The organism is Bacillus sp. RSS_NA_20 (assembly GCF_020165915.1).
Taxonomy (GTDB): domain Bacteria; phylum Bacillota; class Bacilli; order Bacillales; family Bacillaceae; genus Bacillus; species Bacillus altitudinis.
Map to the genome: position 1 here is coordinate 2,327,845 of NZ_JAIUKW010000005.1, position 15,157 is coordinate 2,343,001.

Here is a 15,157-nt window from a genome sequence, read left to right on the forward strand (position 1 = left end):
ATCTCTCCTTATCCAAAAGAAAATGCGCCCTTCAAGAAATCACCTGCACCTTTCAACAGCGAATCTGCGGTTTCTTTTGTTTTTTCTATTCCTTTATGTATCACCTGATTTGCTTGATCAATGGTGTCATTGACTGCTTTAACACCTTGACCTGCCAGTTCAAATGCTTTTTTTCCTTTATCGACAACCGCATGAATTGGGTCTTTTAATTTCACTGCGACCTGTTCTGCAAAACCAGAAGTAAGCTTGGCGACTTTTTCACCAATAAAGCCACCTACTGCTGATCCTATCGCACCGCCAACCACTGTTCCAATCGGTCCTGCAAAGCTTCCAAGAGCGCCGCCCACAACGGCACCTGCAACAGATCCGCCTGCAATAAAGACCGTATTATTCACTGCATTTCCAACAGCCTTTGCATTTTCACGCTTGAGAACTTCTGGCTGATCCCCAAATTCCGCATAGTTCTCCGCAATTTTCAGACCGCAGCCAACCGTTTCTGTTGCACCCGTGACGACCGTTGCAATGATGGCATTTCCTTTCGCAAACCTTGCACCATTTTTCAGAACAGACTTGATGCCAGCTGTGTCCTTCCAATTGATACTTCCTTTTGTGAAATCACGTACACTGTTCGTGAACGCAACTGTATCGCTAGGATAAAATTTCGTAAATTTCTTATGGACTAGGTCAGCCATCGACCAATTCGATCGTTTTAATAATTCTTTTTTGCTCAGCCAAATCCTTGCCAGCCGGTCAAATCTCGTTCCTTCTACCCGTCCGGTCACATCAAGAAGGAGCTTTGAATGTTGCGCAGCATAGCGGCCATTTTCTTTGATAAAGGTTGTCATGCCAAGCCCATAGTATTTCGCCTGCATCATCACAATACCAGCTAAGCTCGTGAGTGTACCATATTGATCATACAAACTGTACATTTTCCTTAAAATATCATCAGCTTCGACCATTTTATCCGTTACATGACGAATGGCAATGTCGTCACTGCTCAATTTGCTCATTAAGGCTTGTCCAGAACCCCACGCATCTCCTACTCCAGAAAAACAGCTTCGATAACGGGGATCACAGCCTAGGATGAGGCCATCCAGTTCACTATGTAAATCGTGGTGCTTTGTTTCGATGGCCGAAAGCTCTCCTACAAAATCATTCGCCAGCCCTGTCAGCTGATCTGGATCTACTACAATGTCACGCGCCATCACATCATCTCCCTTCTCGGTTTCTTTCTCTCCGTTCTTCTCGCCTTTTTCGCTCAAGCTCTTCCATTCTGGCGATTTCAGCTTTACGTTCCTCGATTTTGACAGCAGCATCCCGCAGTTCCTGACTTGTTTCAAGCAAGTCCTTTTCAAATTGATCATAGCGTGTCACTGTTTCCTCAAAGCTTTGATCAAATTTATCTCTTGCTTCCCCATGCCAGCCTGATCCAACTGCCTTCAGCCGATTCTCAAGCAGCTGCTTCGACTGCCGAATGCCATCAGCAGCTTCCTGGAACTTTTGAGCGAGTGCAAGTGTTTGACTAGAATCCAACTTTCGCACCCCTTTCTCCCAAATTAACGTACAAATGGATGATTTTATATGTCCTCATTATAAATAAAAAGACACCCGAAAAAATCACCCTAAAGAACCATTCAGCACATCGCAAAATAAAAGTAGGTCTTTTTCCTCTCTAATTGCCAGAGAAAGCCTTTCTTGTTATGAAGCGCATTCAAGACATGATAAAATGAACATATTCTACAAAAGGAGTGACGTATTGATGAAAGAGGAAATGATCCAGCGATTCACAAGTTATGTAAAAGTGGATACACAGTCTGATGCAGACATAGAGAGCTGTCCATCCACTGAAGGACAGCTGAACTTAGCAAGGCAGCTTGTTGAAGAGATGAAATCCATCGGTATTCAAGAAGTGACAATGGATGAAAACGGTTATGTCATGGGCACGATCCCATCTAACACAGACAAAGAAGTGCCAACCATTGGCTTCCTAGCTCATATCGACACAGCCACTGACTTCACTGGCAAGAACGTGAAACCGCAGATTCATGAGAACTATCAAGGCGGGGACATCACGTTAAACGAAGATCTACATATCGTATTATCTCCAGCACAGTTTCCAAATTTACAAAAATACCAAGGACATACGCTCATCACGACTGATGGCACGACCCTGCTTGGTGCAGATAACAAAGCAGGTATCGCAGAAATTATGACCGCCATGCATTACCTGATTGAGCATCCAGAAATCAAGCATGGAAAAATTCGTGTCGCCTTCACACCAGATGAAGAGATCGGCAGAGGACCTCACAAATTCGATGTTGATGCCTTTGGCGCTTCTTATGCTTATACGATTGACGGCGGCCCGCTAGGAGAGCTTCAATATGAAAGCTTCAACGCCGCAGGTGCAAAAGTATCAATTAAAGGAAACAACGTCCATCCAGGGACAGCAAAAGACAAAATGGTCAGTGCTGCAAAGATCGGCATGCTCTTTCACAACAAACTTCCTTCAGATGAATCTCCAGAATACACAGAAGGATACGAAGGCTTTTTCCATCTCACAAGATTTGTAGGAGAAGTAGAAGAAGCAGAGCTACAATATATTATTCGTGATTTTGATAAAGAGAAATTCAACAAGCGCAAAGCACTGTTTGAAAAAATCGCACACGACTTAAAAGCGGTCTACGGCGAAAACAGCATCACCCTTAGCATTCAGGATCAATATTACAATATGAGAGAAAAAATTGAGCCAGTCAAACATATCGTAGACATCGCTCATGAAGCCATGGAAAACCGCTCAGTGACACCTGTCATTGAACCAATCCGCGGCGGTACAGATGGCTCACAGCTTTCATATAAAGGACTTCCAACGCCAAACATCTTTACTGGCGGGGAAAACTTCCACGGTAAATTTGAATTCATCTCTGTAGAGAACATGCTGAAAGCGTCAGAAGTGATCGTGGAAATTGCACGTTTATTTGAAGAAAAAGCATAAACATGTTTACAACCGTTCCTGTTCGGGAACGGTTTTTTAATAAAAGTTTACAATTTTCTGAAACTTTTATGACACTTAATCGTACTAATAGAGACAACCCCAGAAAAATTCTTCTTGACGAGTGAAATAACTGGAAATATAATAGTTAAAAACAACCAGTATTTTAGACCTAAAAAAACAACAAGAATAAACCTTTAGAACTAAACGCTATTTGCTAACTATTTTCAGTTATAAACATCACTCACCCTGTCTACACTTAAAGAATAGGATGAATTGGAGGAATGTCATATGATGATTTTATTGATTATCGCTTCACTTTGCTGCTACTTACTATTCTCTTTCAAAAAAGATAACCGCACCCAAAAACGAAAAAGCGCAGAGCTTTCGGAGTTTGAAATCTTTCGTATGCGCCGCCACTACAACGGCAAACGCCGTCACCCACTAAACGATGCACCCAAACAAGTATAAATGTAAAAGAAGAGCCTCATCACTAGGGGCTCTTTTTATGTATAAAAAAACGACCAAATTCATGGCCGTTTCTCTTGTTTATTTATACACCTTCGCAGGTACTTGAATCATAGGAATTCCTACATAGTACGGTGAAATTTCATATGGCTGGAAGACAACAGCGATTCCCTTTTTCGTGAAGTAGTACTGCGTGTCGTAGCCGATTTGAATATCGCTTTTTTTCAGATTCGCATAGAATTTACTTTTATGCTTCTTTGTGTAGTTATAGATATAATCTCTTACTTTTGTACGCTTTTTCTTTGTTTTTACCACATCTGTAAAGTACAGTTGCTTTGTTTTTTTCTTTGTTAACACATAGTTCATGCTCGTAACCATCGTATCCCCGTGCATACTACCGTCATTCATGTAATCATAGTTTAGGATACTTAGTTTCTTCCCATTGTTAAATTTCGTTTTAAACGATCTCTCGTATGTGATCTTCCCAATGCCTTCTTTTTTCGCTTCGTCCTTTAAGAACAAGTACGTAGAATAGGAAAATGCGATATCTTCTTTTAAATCATGGTTGATGGTTTTCATATGCGCTTTACTAAGGTTTTTCACCTGTGCATATTTAAACGTTTTTTTCTTTTTATAATAGTGTGTGCTTACTTTTGCTTTTTTCACTTGTTTGGCATCCGCAGATCCAACTGGCGCAAACAATGAAACAATCAGCGAAAAAATGAGCAGGCTGATCGTTAGGCCTTTTTTCATTGTCATAGTAAAAACCCCCATTTTTGTCTATTACCAATTGAGTATACCATGACAAAAGAACCAAAAGAAGTGTTCTTTTCCATATTATTCTTTATTTTTCATGTGAGGTTTGTTTACCGTTTTCATAAGTTCCTGTATGCTTAAGATAGAATGTTAGATGAAGTGTGGTGTTTATCATAGAAGAGAATATTTTTAGTCATATCCGGACAACATTTCATAGTTTGTCCCCTACCCAGAAAAAGATTGCCAATTACATTTTACAAAACCCTCAGAAAGTTGTGCTTCATTCGATTAGTGCACTCGCTGCTGAATGCAACACAAGTGAAACGACGATCTTTCGTTTTCTGCGAAAAATTGGCTATGAGTCCTATCAAGTGTTTCGTGTCCATGTCGCGCAGGATATTGCGACCAATACACCTCAATCCATATACGGTGAGATCGAAGCATCTGATAGTGTCGCAGATATTAAACATAAGGTCATAGAGTTAACAACCAACTCTATTCAGGATATGAAACATATTTTAGAAGACCAAGCTGTGACACAATTTATTGAACAAATGAAACAGGCTCATAAAACCGTCTTCTTTGGAGCAGGTGCCTCCAGTTTTATTGCCGGAGATGCCTATCATAAGTTTCTCCAGCTTGGCTTTGAAGTGAGTCTATGCAGTGATCCTCATATGATGAATATGATTGCAACACATGCAACGGAACATGATTTTATCGTCGCGATCTCACATTCAGGAGAAAGTAGAGAAATCCTTGATGCCGTGCAATTTGCAAAGGAAAAAGGTGCAACGGTCGCCTCGATCACGAGCTATCCGAAATCAGAGCTCGCCAAGAAATCCGACTTTCATCTGCTCAGTTCATCGAGAGAAACAACCTATCGTTCTGACTCAATGATTTCTCGTATTAATCAGCTTGTGATTATTGATGTTTTGTACGTCACAGCTGTTTTAGAATTAGGATCAAATGCAATCGACAACGTCAAACGTTCTCGATTAGCTGTAGCTAAAAATAAAACATAATCGACCATAGACCGGAGCTGTTTCCGGTCTTTTTTTTGTGACTTTTCTCATATTTTCCGTTGACACATTCCTATTTCGTCATGTACATTAAATGAACAATAGTTTATTTCCTACTATTAATTTAAATCGATAGTATATATACTAACAAAAAGAAAAGAAAGCGCTTTTTGTAAGGGGTTTCTAAATAGGAGGCGGACAAAATGGCAAAGAAAATTGGATTCATTGGATTAGGCATTATGGGGAAACCTATGGCCTTTAATCTATTAAAAGCCGGTCATACTGTGACTGTTTTCGATATTCATACAGAAGCTGTTCTAGCATTAAAAGAAGTGGGCGCAAATGCCGCTGCATCAGCTGCTGAGACAGCATCTGTAAGCGATATCATCATCACGATGCTTCCAAAAGGTGAGCATGTAGAAGCAGTCGTAGCAGGTGAACAAGGCATATTGGCTACAGCAAAACCTGGCACGATCATTATAGATATGAGCTCTATTTCACCTGTTACTTCTAGAGCTTTAGCGGCACTGGCAAAACAGCATCAGGTCGAATTTATCGATGCTCCTGTCAGTGGCGGAGAGCCAAAGGCGATAGACGGGACACTTGCGATTATGGCGGGCGGAGAAGAAGAGATCTTTGAACAAGTAAAGGATGTCCTCTATGCCATGGGCACAGATGTCGTATTAGTTGGTTCAAATGGAAGCGGGACAACCGCTAAGCTTGCGAATCAAATCATCGTCAACTTAAATATCGCTGCCATGTCCGAGGCACTCGTTCTTGCCGCTAAGTCTGGCATTGCGATTGATAAAATGTATGAAGCCATCCGAGGTGGACTGGCAGGAAGTGCTGTACTCGATGCGAAGGTTCCTCTCATTTTAGAACGAAACTTTGAGCCTGGCGGACGTATTGACATCAACTTAAAGGATTTAACCAATGTCATGGAAACTGCCCACGATATCGGCGTTCCTCTCCCGCTTTCTAGTCAGCTGCTAGAAATCTTCCACGCCCTCAAAGCGGACGGAAAGTCTGGACTTGATCACGGCGGGATCGTTCAATATTACGAAAAAATGGCTCATGTTGAAGTGAAGAAAGGATGAGGTTCTATGAAACAAAGCATTGAGATACTAAATGCCATTCCGAAAGCGGATTCAGCCCGCATTCAATCAGCATACGAACAAGCACTAAACCATTTTCACCATAAAGTGATTGTATTAGACGATGACCCAACAGGCATTCAAACCGTACACGGCGTCTCTGTTTTCACCGATTGGTCAGAGAAAAGCATTGAAGCTGGTTTTTTTGAAGACAGCCGTATGTTCTTTATCTTAACCAACTCTCGCAGTATGACAGAGAAAGAAACGGCGGTTCTTCATGAAACGATCGCATCAACGATTGTGAAAACGGCTGAACGGCTTGATCAAGATTTCATCATTGTCAGCCGGGGGGACTCCACCCTACGTGGACACTTCCCGCTAGAGACTGACATTCTCAGAACGACCATTGAACAGCAAAGCTCCCGCCAATTTGACGGCGAAATCCTTCTTCCCTTTTTTAAAGAAGGCGGCCGTTTTACGATTGGCAATATTCACTACGTACAGGAAGGTCACGAATTAATTCCTGCTGGTGACACAGAATTTGCATTGGATCGTACATTCGGATTTCAATCTTCCCACCTTGGAGAATGGATTGAAGAGAAATCAAACGGATCGTTCACTAAGGAAAACACTACTTATATTTCTTTAGAAGATATCCGGGCTTTACGTATTGAACAAATCAAGGATCAGCTGATGACCGTGAAGGATTTTCAAAAAGTGGTTGTCAATGCAGTAGACTATGACGATGTCAAAGTCTTTGTCGTTGCCCTCATAGATGCCATCAAAGCAGGTCAGCACTTTCTATTTAGAAGTGCAGCCGCTCTCACAAAAGTGCTTGGCGGCATTGAGGATCAAGCACTTTTAACTAGACAAGACTTAATACAGGAAGAAAGCACGCACGGTGGCCTCATCATGGTCGGTTCCCATGTCAAAAAAACAACCGAACAATTGCGAGCGCTGCAGCAAAATAAAGACATCGCATTTATTGAATTTGATACACACCTCGTGTTAGAACCTGAAGCATTTCAAGAGGAAATGGACCGCGTGATTCAACAAACTGAACGGCTTTTAACAACCGGGCAATCGGTTGCTATTTATACAAGGAGAGAACGGCTTGATCTTGGGGACGATCGTCAAGAGGAAGAATTGAAGCTGTCTGTTCAGATTAGTGATGCTGTGACAAGCATTGTTCAGCGCCTCTCCATTCGCCCTAAGTACCTCATTGCCAAAGGTGGAATTACCTCAAGCGATATTGGAACAAGAGGACTCAGCGTCAAACGTGCGACCGTCGCAGGTCAAATCAAACCAGGTATTCCCGTTTGGCAAACAGGAGAAGAAAGCAAATTCCCATTTATGTCTTATGTGATTTTCCCGGGAAATGTTGGCTCAAAGGATACGTTAAAAGAAGCAGTAGACATACTTGAAGGATAAAGCAGAGGGAGCGTTCACGCTCCCTTATGCAGCACAAAGGAGGAAAGATCATGTCGTTAGTTTTTATCGGACTTGGCGTTTTGTTATTACTTTTACTCATGGTTGTCTTTAAGTTAAACGCTTTCATTTCGTTGATTATTGTCTCTTTAATCGTTGCCGTTTTAGAAGGCATGTCACCACTTGAAGCGATTGCTTCAGTCGAAAAAGGGCTTGGAAGTACACTCGGCCATCTGGCGTTAGTTCTTGGCTTTGGAGCGATGCTTGGTAAATTGATGGCTGATTCTGGCGGTGCTCAGCGTATTGCCATGACACTCATCGACCGCTTTGGTATCGGGAAAATCCAATGGGCGACGATGCTGACTGGATTTGTTATCGGAATTGCTCTATTTTATGAAACCGGATTCATTATTCTTATTCCATTAGTCTTTACCATTGCTCAAGCCGCAAGACTCCCTGTGTTATATGTGGGAATGCCGCTCGTCGCTGCACTCATTACAACACATGGCTTCCTCCCTCCTCACCCAGGGCCGACAGCCATTGCCAATGTATTTCAAGCCAACATGGGACAAACCTTATTGGTTGGAATTATTTTAGCCATTCCTGCTGTTTTAGTAGGCGGACTTCTGTTTACGAAACTATTTAAGAAAGACCAACTGCATGCACACATTCCAAAGGACTTGTTTAATCCAAAGGAATTTACAGAAGAGGAAATGCCAAGCTTCGGCATTAGTATTTTCACCGCTATTTTACCTGTATTGCTCATGACATTCAGAGCATGTTTAGAAATTTTCTTCCCGTCCTCCCCGCTGCTACCGGCGGCTGAATTTTTAGGTGAGCCGGCGATTGCCCTATTAATCTCTGTGCTGCTTGCCATCTACACATTTGGTCTTGGCAGAGGAAAGAGCATGCAGGACGTCATGAAGTCGATTACGGATTCAATTGGCTCCATTGCGATGATTCTATTGATCATTGCAGGTGGCGGCGCCTTTAAACAGGTGCTCATTGACAGCGGCGTTGATCAATACATTGCAGGGATTATGCAAGGAAGCACACTGTCTCCTCTGCTCCTCACTTGGCTAATTGCAGCTGTCCTTCGTGTCTCTTTAGGGTCAGCGACTGTCGCGGGTCTCACAGCAGCTGGCATTTCTGCACCGCTGATTGGTTTGACGGGAGTCAGCCCAGAATTAATGGTGATTGCAACAGGCGCCGGCAGTATAACATTCTCTCATGTGAATGATGCAGGTTTCTGGATTTACAAAGAATACTTTAATTTGTCGATGGCTCAAACTTTTAAAACGTGGACATTGATGGTGACTGTTCTATCACTTGTTGGATTAGCAGGTGTTCTCGTCGCTGATTTGTTTATGTAGGAAAATAAATAGTAAAAACCATTGACTTTTTCTCGAAAAGATTGAATAATTGTGTTTATTAAGAAAATTGAATCAAAGGTAACCTTATTAAGAGTGGTGGAGGGACTGGCCCTGTGAAACCCGGCAACCGCTGTTCCTAGGAACAGAATGGTGCTAATTCCTTAAGCAAGCTGATGCTTGTTTGAAGATAAGGCAGAGATCTCACAGTATATGATGCTCTTCCTTATCTAAGGAAGAGCTTTTTTATTTGATTTATAACCTGAAGAAAGAAGGGATTCAGCATGACACAAGTACAAACCATTGGTAAGAAAACAACAAAGCCGCCATTTCGCGCAGATCAAGTAGGGAGTTTACTTCGTTCTGAACGCATCAAAGTAGCCCGCAAGCAAAAAGCAGACGGTACACTGACAGCAGAACAGCTCAGACAAATTGAAAACGAAGAAATCACTCGTATTGTAGAGAAGCAAAAGGAAATTGGATTAGAGGTTGTCACAGATGGAGAATTCAGACGTGCATGGTGGCATTTTGACTTTCTAGAAGGGCTTGATGGGGTCGAAGGATTTGAAGCAGACCAAGGCATTCAATTCCACAATACGACGACAAAAGCGAGAGGCATCAAAGTAACAGGTAAGATTGATTTTACTGATCATCCAATGCTAGAGGATTATCGCTTCCTTCACAGCATCGCGGGTGATCATACGGCTAAAATGACGATTCCAAGTCCGAATATGCTCTTTTTCCGTGGAAAGCTTGAAGAAGGTGTGTACGACAGCTTAGATGATTTTCACCATGACGTGGCACAAGCTTATAAAAAAGCCATCCGTGCTTTTTATGATGCAGGCTGCCGTTACTTACAGCTAGATGATACAGCTTGGGCTGTGTTCTTTTCTGAAAAAGGACATGAACAAATCAAAGCCTTTGGCCGCGAAGAAGATGAGCTTCGTGAATCGTTTGCGAAAACAATCAATGAAGCGGTTGCCGATCGACCAGATGATTTAGTGATCACCATGCACATTTGCCGTGGTAACTTTAAATCAACTTGGGCAGCCGAAGGTGGTTATGAGGCAGCGGCAGAAACGATTTTTGCGGGTCTCGATTTGGATGGTCTCTTCTTAGAATTCGACGATGACCGTTCTGGCGGATTTGAACCCCTGCGTTATGTGAAGAATCCAAACCTTCAAATCGTACTAGGTCTTGTTACTTCAAAGTACGGAGAACTTGAACCCGTCGATCAGATCAAAAGACGAATCGAGGCAGCGGCTCAATATGTGGACATCAACCAAATCTGTTTGAGCCCACAATGCGGATTCGCCTCAACAGAGGAAGGCAATTTGTTAACAGAAGAACAGCAATGGGAAAAGCTGCGTCATGTGATTGAGATTGCGGATCAAGTGTGGACATCATAGTCCACTGACAAAAAAAAGAGACAAACCGTTTTATCAGCGGTTTGTCTCTCTTTTTTATGCGTCTAAATGCTTTCCATTTGTCGCAATCACTTGTTTATACCAATCAAAGCTTTTCTTTTTCTTTCGATCTAATGTACCGTTACCTTCATTGTCGCGGTCGACATAAATGAAGCCGTAGCGTTTTTTCATTTCAGCTGTTGATGCACTGACAAGGTCAATTGGGCCCCAGCTTGTATAGCCGATCAGATCAACGCCGTCTGCGATCGCTTCTCTTGCCTCAAGCAAATGACTTCTGAGGTAATCAATTCGGTAATCGTCTTGAATGGAGCCGTCTTCTTCTACTTGATCCACAGCACCCAATCCATTTTCTACGATAAACAATGGTTTTTGGTAGCGGTCATATAGTTGGTTTAGTGTTGTACGAAGTCCTTTTGGATCAATTTGCCAGCCCCAATCACTTGCTTCTAGATAAGGGTTTTTCACGCCTTCAAATAGGTTACCACCAGTAACTTGTCCAAGAACCTCTGGATCTGTACTTGTCACAAAACTCATATAATAGCTGAAGCCAATATAGTCGACTGTATGGTTTCTTAGAATGTCTTCGTCACCGTCTTGGAATTCAATATTGATGTTATTTTCCAGGAAATAACGTTTCATGTATCCAGGGTAATAGCCTCTTGACTGTACATCTGAGAAGAACAATGTTTTACGATCTTGATCAATCGCAGCAAACATATCTTCAGGTCTTGAGCTGTACGGATATGTGGTCATCGCTGCAATCATACAACCTATTTTCGCATCTGGAATGATTTCGTGTCCTGCTTTAACAGCTAGAGCACTTGCAACAAACTGATGATGCGCTGCTTGATATTGAATGCTCTTCTCGTCTTCGCCTTCTTCAAATACAAGGCCACCCCCTGTGAAAGGAGCATGTAACACAACGTTGATTTCATTAAAAGTCATCCAATATTTCACTTTATCTTTAAAGCGAGTGAACAATGTTTTAGCGTATGTTTCATAAAGACCCACAAGCTTACGGTTTCTCCATCCGCCATAGTTTTTCACAAGTGCAAGCGGCATTTCATAGTGAGAGATCGTGACAACTGGCTCAATTCCATGCTTATGCAGTTCATCAAATACTTTTTCATAGAAAGCGAGGCCTGCTTCATTCGGTTCCGCATCGTCGCCATTTGGGAAAATACGTGGCCAAGAAATGGATAGTCTAAAGCACTTGAATCCCATTTCTGCAAACAGGGCAATATCTTCTTTGTAGCGATGATAGAAGTCGATCGCATCATGATATAAGTTAAGGTCTTTCATTGATTCATCGAATGGGTGCATAATACCATGTGGTGATACATCCGCTGTCGATAAGCCTTTTCCATCTTTGTTATAAGCGCCTTCAATTTGGTTGGCGGCTACTGCGCCGCCCCATAAGAAACCTTTAGGAAATGTTTTTTCTAAATTCGTCATGTTGAATGCCCTCCTCATTTTCTTCTACACTGACTGTAAGCAATGTCTCTTTTACTGTAATCGCCCCATCTGTTTTCGCATCAACTTGTGCAAAATCATTTGTGTTGGTGACGATAATTGGCGTTGTTACATCATAGCCATCTTGCTGAATGCCCTTGATATCAAATTCAACTAGCAGATCTCCTGCTTGAACGAGATCACCTGACTGCACATGACTTGTGAAATGTTTACCGCCAAGTTTTACTGTATCAATCCCCACATGGATGAGAAGTTCTGTGCCTTGATCACTCTTTAAACCAATGGCATGTTTTGTTTGGAAAATGGTTTCAACTCTGCCATTGAACGGTGCTACTACACGTCCAACTGTTGGGACAATGGCTGTTCCTTTACCCATGATTTCATTAGAGAATGTTGCATCATTTACTTGATTGAGCGGCTTTAGTTGACCTTCAAGCGGGCTTTGTACCACTTCATTTTGAAGCGCTACTGTGTCTTTCTTTTCTTCTGGTTTGTCTGCTTTTGTATCATCTTTCACTGGTACATCTTTGAATCCTAGAACAAGTGTCATGATGGTTGCTACAACAAAGCCGATCACTAATCCAATGATGGAGTAAACAAATGTCGGTCCAATGAACGTTGGGAGACCTGGGAGACCTGCTGATCCAGATATCACATATGACTTTACTTTGAAGATGGACATGAACACGCCGCCTGCTGCTGCACCAATGAGGGCTGCAAGGAACGGTTTTTTCAATCGCATGTTCACACCATACATAGCAGGTTCAGTAATACCCATTAATGCAGTGATACTTGTAGACATCGCCAATGATTTGAATGTTTTGTTTTTTGATCTTAAGAAGACACCGAATGCTGCGCCTGCTTGTGCCATATTCGCTACAAACATCATTGGAAGAATGAAGTCAAAACCGTTTAATGTAATGTTGTTGATCATGATTGGAAGTAGTGCATAGTGCATGCCCGTAATGATCAATGGTGACATAAAGCCACCGATTAAGAGTCCGGCCAAAATACCTGCATGTTTGAACAATAAATCAATTCCACCTGAAAGGCCATTTCCGATAATCCCACCAAGCGGTCCAACCGCGATGAGCATAACTGGTACCACGACAAGAAGTGTAACTGTTGGAACAAGAATGATTTTTAGTGATTTCGGACTGTATTTTTCTGCGAATCTTTCCACATATGAGCCGAGCCAGATAGTGAGTAGAATTGGAATCACCGATGAAGAGTACACAACGGCAACCACTGGCAAGCCTAGAAATTCTGTATTTCCTGCACCTAATAAAGCAGTGAGCTGCGGGTGCAGTGCGGCTGCTGCAATGGCAGCAGCGATATACTGATTTGTGCCAATTTTTTTGGCTACGCTTACAGCGAGCAGAATCGGTAAGAAGTAAAAGGCTCCGTCTCCGATAGCTGTTAAAATCGCATATGTGCTGCTTTTATCTGAGATCCATTGGAACGTCAGCATTAATGCCAAGATCCCTTTGATCATACCAGCTCCAGCGATGGCTGGAAGAATCGGTGTGAAGACACCAGAGATAAAATCGAAAAGCTTTGAAATCACATTTTGTTTTGATGCTTCTTCTGAATCGCCTGACTTTACATCTGTTGATAACCCAGAATCAGCAATCATTGCTTGATAGACGTTTGATACGTCGTTGCCAATAATGACATGGTATTGACCGCCGCTTTGATTCACGCCCATGACGCCATCTGTTGATTGCAGCTTCTCCTTATCCGCCTTGCCTTCATCGTATAAATTGAAGCGAAGTCTTGTCATACAATGCGTGACTTGCTTTACATTCTTTTCACCGCCGACAAGCTCTAGAACTTCTTTTGCTGTTTGTTTGTGGTTCATTGTGTTACCCTCCAATCGTTGATTTCATCTTGATATAGAAAAAACCTAAACATCCATTAATGCCCGAAAAATAGCGATTCAGACATTAATCGATATTTAGGTTTTGCCTGCTTAACCAGTAACAATCCTTCATAGCGATTGATCGTTATTCAATTTTATAAGCCTTTAGATACAAAAAAACCTAAATCATGCCTTATCAAAGATAGGGACAATGATTTAGGTTTTGCCTGCTTGACCAGTAACAATCCTAAAAGATTGTGGGTTATTGAGTTTATAGTTATAAATTAGCATGTTAATTTTGATATGTCAACGCTTTCTTTTTGATTTATTTTCTTTTTATGACTCGATCGATGTGCAAAGTTAAGTATAACATCTCATCTTCTATGAGACTTCGGTTGTATTCTTTTTGAACATAGTCATTAATTTTCTCCGCACATTGAAAAGCGGCTGTATTTTTTTCCTTTACCACTTCATACAGAAACTCATTTTGATTTTCCATTTGTGTTTCGTTAAACAGACGCTGTCCAAAAAACTTCAAATGCGTGACAAAACGGAAATAATTTAATGATTCTTCGTCCAAATCAATTTGGAAATGATACTTTACGATGTTCAAAATATCTTGAATCAGTTTTGTAATTTGAATGACATTCGGCATTTCCTCATTCAGTTCTGCATTGACAATATGCATCGCAATAAAGCCTGCTTCATCCTCGGGAAGATGGATGTTGAGCTTGTCCTGTATGATCCGAATCGCTTCTACACCACACATGAATTCCTCTTTGTACAGCCGTTTGATTTCCCAAAGCAAGGCATTTTTAATGTCCATTCCTTTTTGATGACGTTCAATAGCAAAGGTAATATGATCCGTTAATGTGACATAGATGCTGTCATTTAAATTTTTGTTAAGGGTCGTTCTCGCGTGATCGATAATTGCCTCACACACTTGCATATACTCGATCGGAATATCATAAAGCAGGGTTTTGAATTTTTCTGATATATCTTTATTTTGAATGGAAAATACTTTTTCGATACGTTCTTCGTCAATTGGGTCTCCGCTTTTCTTTTGAAACGCAATCCCTCTGCCCATAATGACCAGCTCATGCTGCTCGTCATCATACGCACTGACCACATTATTGTTGATTACTTTCGAAATGATCAATTGATCCCCCCCCAGTACATTCCGCTTTTTCGAGCATTTCATTGTTGATTGATATGTCATTTTATTATTATTTTCAAAAAAGAGGACTTTAAGATGATTTTACATTTTTTTTT

The 15,157-nt window shown here is 41.6% G+C and carries 13 protein-coding genes and 1 riboswitch; of the genes, 7 read left to right on the plus strand and 6 right to left on the minus strand.

Annotated elements, in window-relative coordinates:
* Window positions 1-8: 8 nt before the first annotated feature.
* Together LCD32_RS17655 and LCD32_RS17660 are read right to left on the minus strand one after the other, a co-directional pair.
* Window positions 9-1,205: a DUF6861 domain-containing protein gene (locus tag LCD32_RS17655; protein ID WP_224564391.1), complete on the minus strand. Its 1,197-nt coding sequence runs from the start codon at window positions 1,203-1,205 to the stop codon at window positions 9-11.
* Window positions 1,206-1,209: 4 nt separating this feature from the next.
* Window positions 1,210-1,533: a WXG100 family type VII secretion target gene (locus LCD32_RS17660; protein ID WP_224564392.1), complete on the minus strand. Its 324-nt coding sequence runs from the start codon at window positions 1,531-1,533 to the stop codon at window positions 1,210-1,212.
* A gap of 226 nt (window positions 1,534-1,759) precedes the next feature.
* Here LCD32_RS17660 and pepT point away from each other — a divergent pair, with 226 nt between their 5' ends.
* Window positions 1,760-2,992 (plus strand): peptidase T, encoded by a 1,233-nt coding sequence (gene pepT, locus LCD32_RS17665; protein ID WP_060781563.1) that lies wholly within the window; start codon window positions 1,760-1,762, stop codon window positions 2,990-2,992.
* A gap of 288 nt (window positions 2,993-3,280) precedes the next feature.
* Window positions 3,281-3,460 carry a hypothetical protein gene (locus LCD32_RS17670; protein ID WP_008345664.1) on the plus strand — a complete coding sequence of 60 codons (180 nt, stop codon included), beginning with the start codon at window positions 3,281-3,283 and terminating at the stop codon, window positions 3,458-3,460.
* Window positions 3,461-3,538: 78 nt separating this feature from the next.
* Here the strand turns inward: LCD32_RS17670 and LCD32_RS17675 are convergent, their stop codons facing one another.
* The gene (locus LCD32_RS17675; protein WP_017368341.1) at window positions 3,539-4,216 is read right to left on the minus strand and encodes a DUF3298 and DUF4163 domain-containing protein; all 678 of its coding nucleotides are present in this window, start codon (window positions 4,214-4,216) and stop codon (window positions 3,539-3,541) included.
* Window positions 4,217-4,377: 161 nt separating this feature from the next.
* Here LCD32_RS17675 and LCD32_RS19315 point away from each other — a divergent pair, with 161 nt between their 5' ends.
* The 5 genes from LCD32_RS19315 to LCD32_RS17700 all read left to right on the plus strand — a co-directional run bounded on the left by LCD32_RS19315 (window position 4,378) and on the right by LCD32_RS17700 (window position 10,533).
* A complete protein-coding gene (locus tag LCD32_RS19315) occupies window positions 4,378-5,235 on the plus strand; it encodes a MurR/RpiR family transcriptional regulator (RefSeq protein WP_024719230.1) in 858 nt (285 codons plus the stop codon).
* A 200-nt stretch (window positions 5,236-5,435) separates the two neighbouring features.
* Window positions 5,436-6,329: a 2-hydroxy-3-oxopropionate reductase gene (gene garR / locus LCD32_RS17685; protein ID WP_048001182.1), complete on the plus strand. Its 894-nt coding sequence runs from the start codon at window positions 5,436-5,438 to the stop codon at window positions 6,327-6,329.
* Window positions 6,330-6,335: 6 nt separating this feature from the next.
* Window positions 6,336-7,757 carry a four-carbon acid sugar kinase family protein gene (locus LCD32_RS17690; protein WP_060781564.1) on the plus strand — a complete coding sequence of 474 codons (1,422 nt, stop codon included), beginning with the start codon at window positions 6,336-6,338 and terminating at the stop codon, window positions 7,755-7,757.
* Window positions 7,758-7,807: 50 nt separating this feature from the next.
* Entirely contained in the window at window positions 7,808-9,127 is a 1,320-nt protein-coding gene (locus tag LCD32_RS17695; protein WP_008345676.1) for a gluconate:H+ symporter, read from the plus strand.
* Window positions 9,128-9,208: 81 nt separating this feature from the next.
* Window positions 9,209-9,321, plus strand: a riboswitch (SAM riboswitch).
* Window positions 9,322-9,408: 87 nt separating this feature from the next.
* Window positions 9,409-10,533 (plus strand): 5-methyltetrahydropteroyltriglutamate--homocysteine S-methyltransferase, encoded by a 1,125-nt coding sequence (locus tag LCD32_RS17700; RefSeq protein WP_060781565.1) that lies wholly within the window; start codon window positions 9,409-9,411, stop codon window positions 10,531-10,533.
* 54 nt (window positions 10,534-10,587) lie between these two features.
* Here the strand turns inward: LCD32_RS17700 and LCD32_RS17705 are convergent, their stop codons facing one another.
* From LCD32_RS17705 to licT, 3 genes are all read right to left on the minus strand, one after another.
* The gene (locus LCD32_RS17705; protein WP_060781566.1) at window positions 10,588-12,006 is read right to left on the minus strand and encodes a glycoside hydrolase family 1 protein; all 1,419 of its coding nucleotides are present in this window, start codon (window positions 12,004-12,006) and stop codon (window positions 10,588-10,590) included.
* Entirely contained in the window at window positions 11,978-13,885 is a 1,908-nt protein-coding gene (locus LCD32_RS17710) for a beta-glucoside-specific PTS transporter subunit IIABC (protein ID WP_060781567.1), read from the minus strand. The genes LCD32_RS17705 and LCD32_RS17710 overlap by 29 nt, the downstream gene beginning before the upstream one ends.
* Window positions 13,886-14,210: 325 nt before the next feature.
* Window positions 14,211-15,044 (minus strand): BglG family transcription antiterminator LicT, encoded by an 834-nt coding sequence (licT, locus tag LCD32_RS17715; RefSeq protein ID WP_017368351.1) that lies wholly within the window; start codon window positions 15,042-15,044, stop codon window positions 14,211-14,213.
* Window positions 15,045-15,157 lie beyond the last annotated feature (113 nt).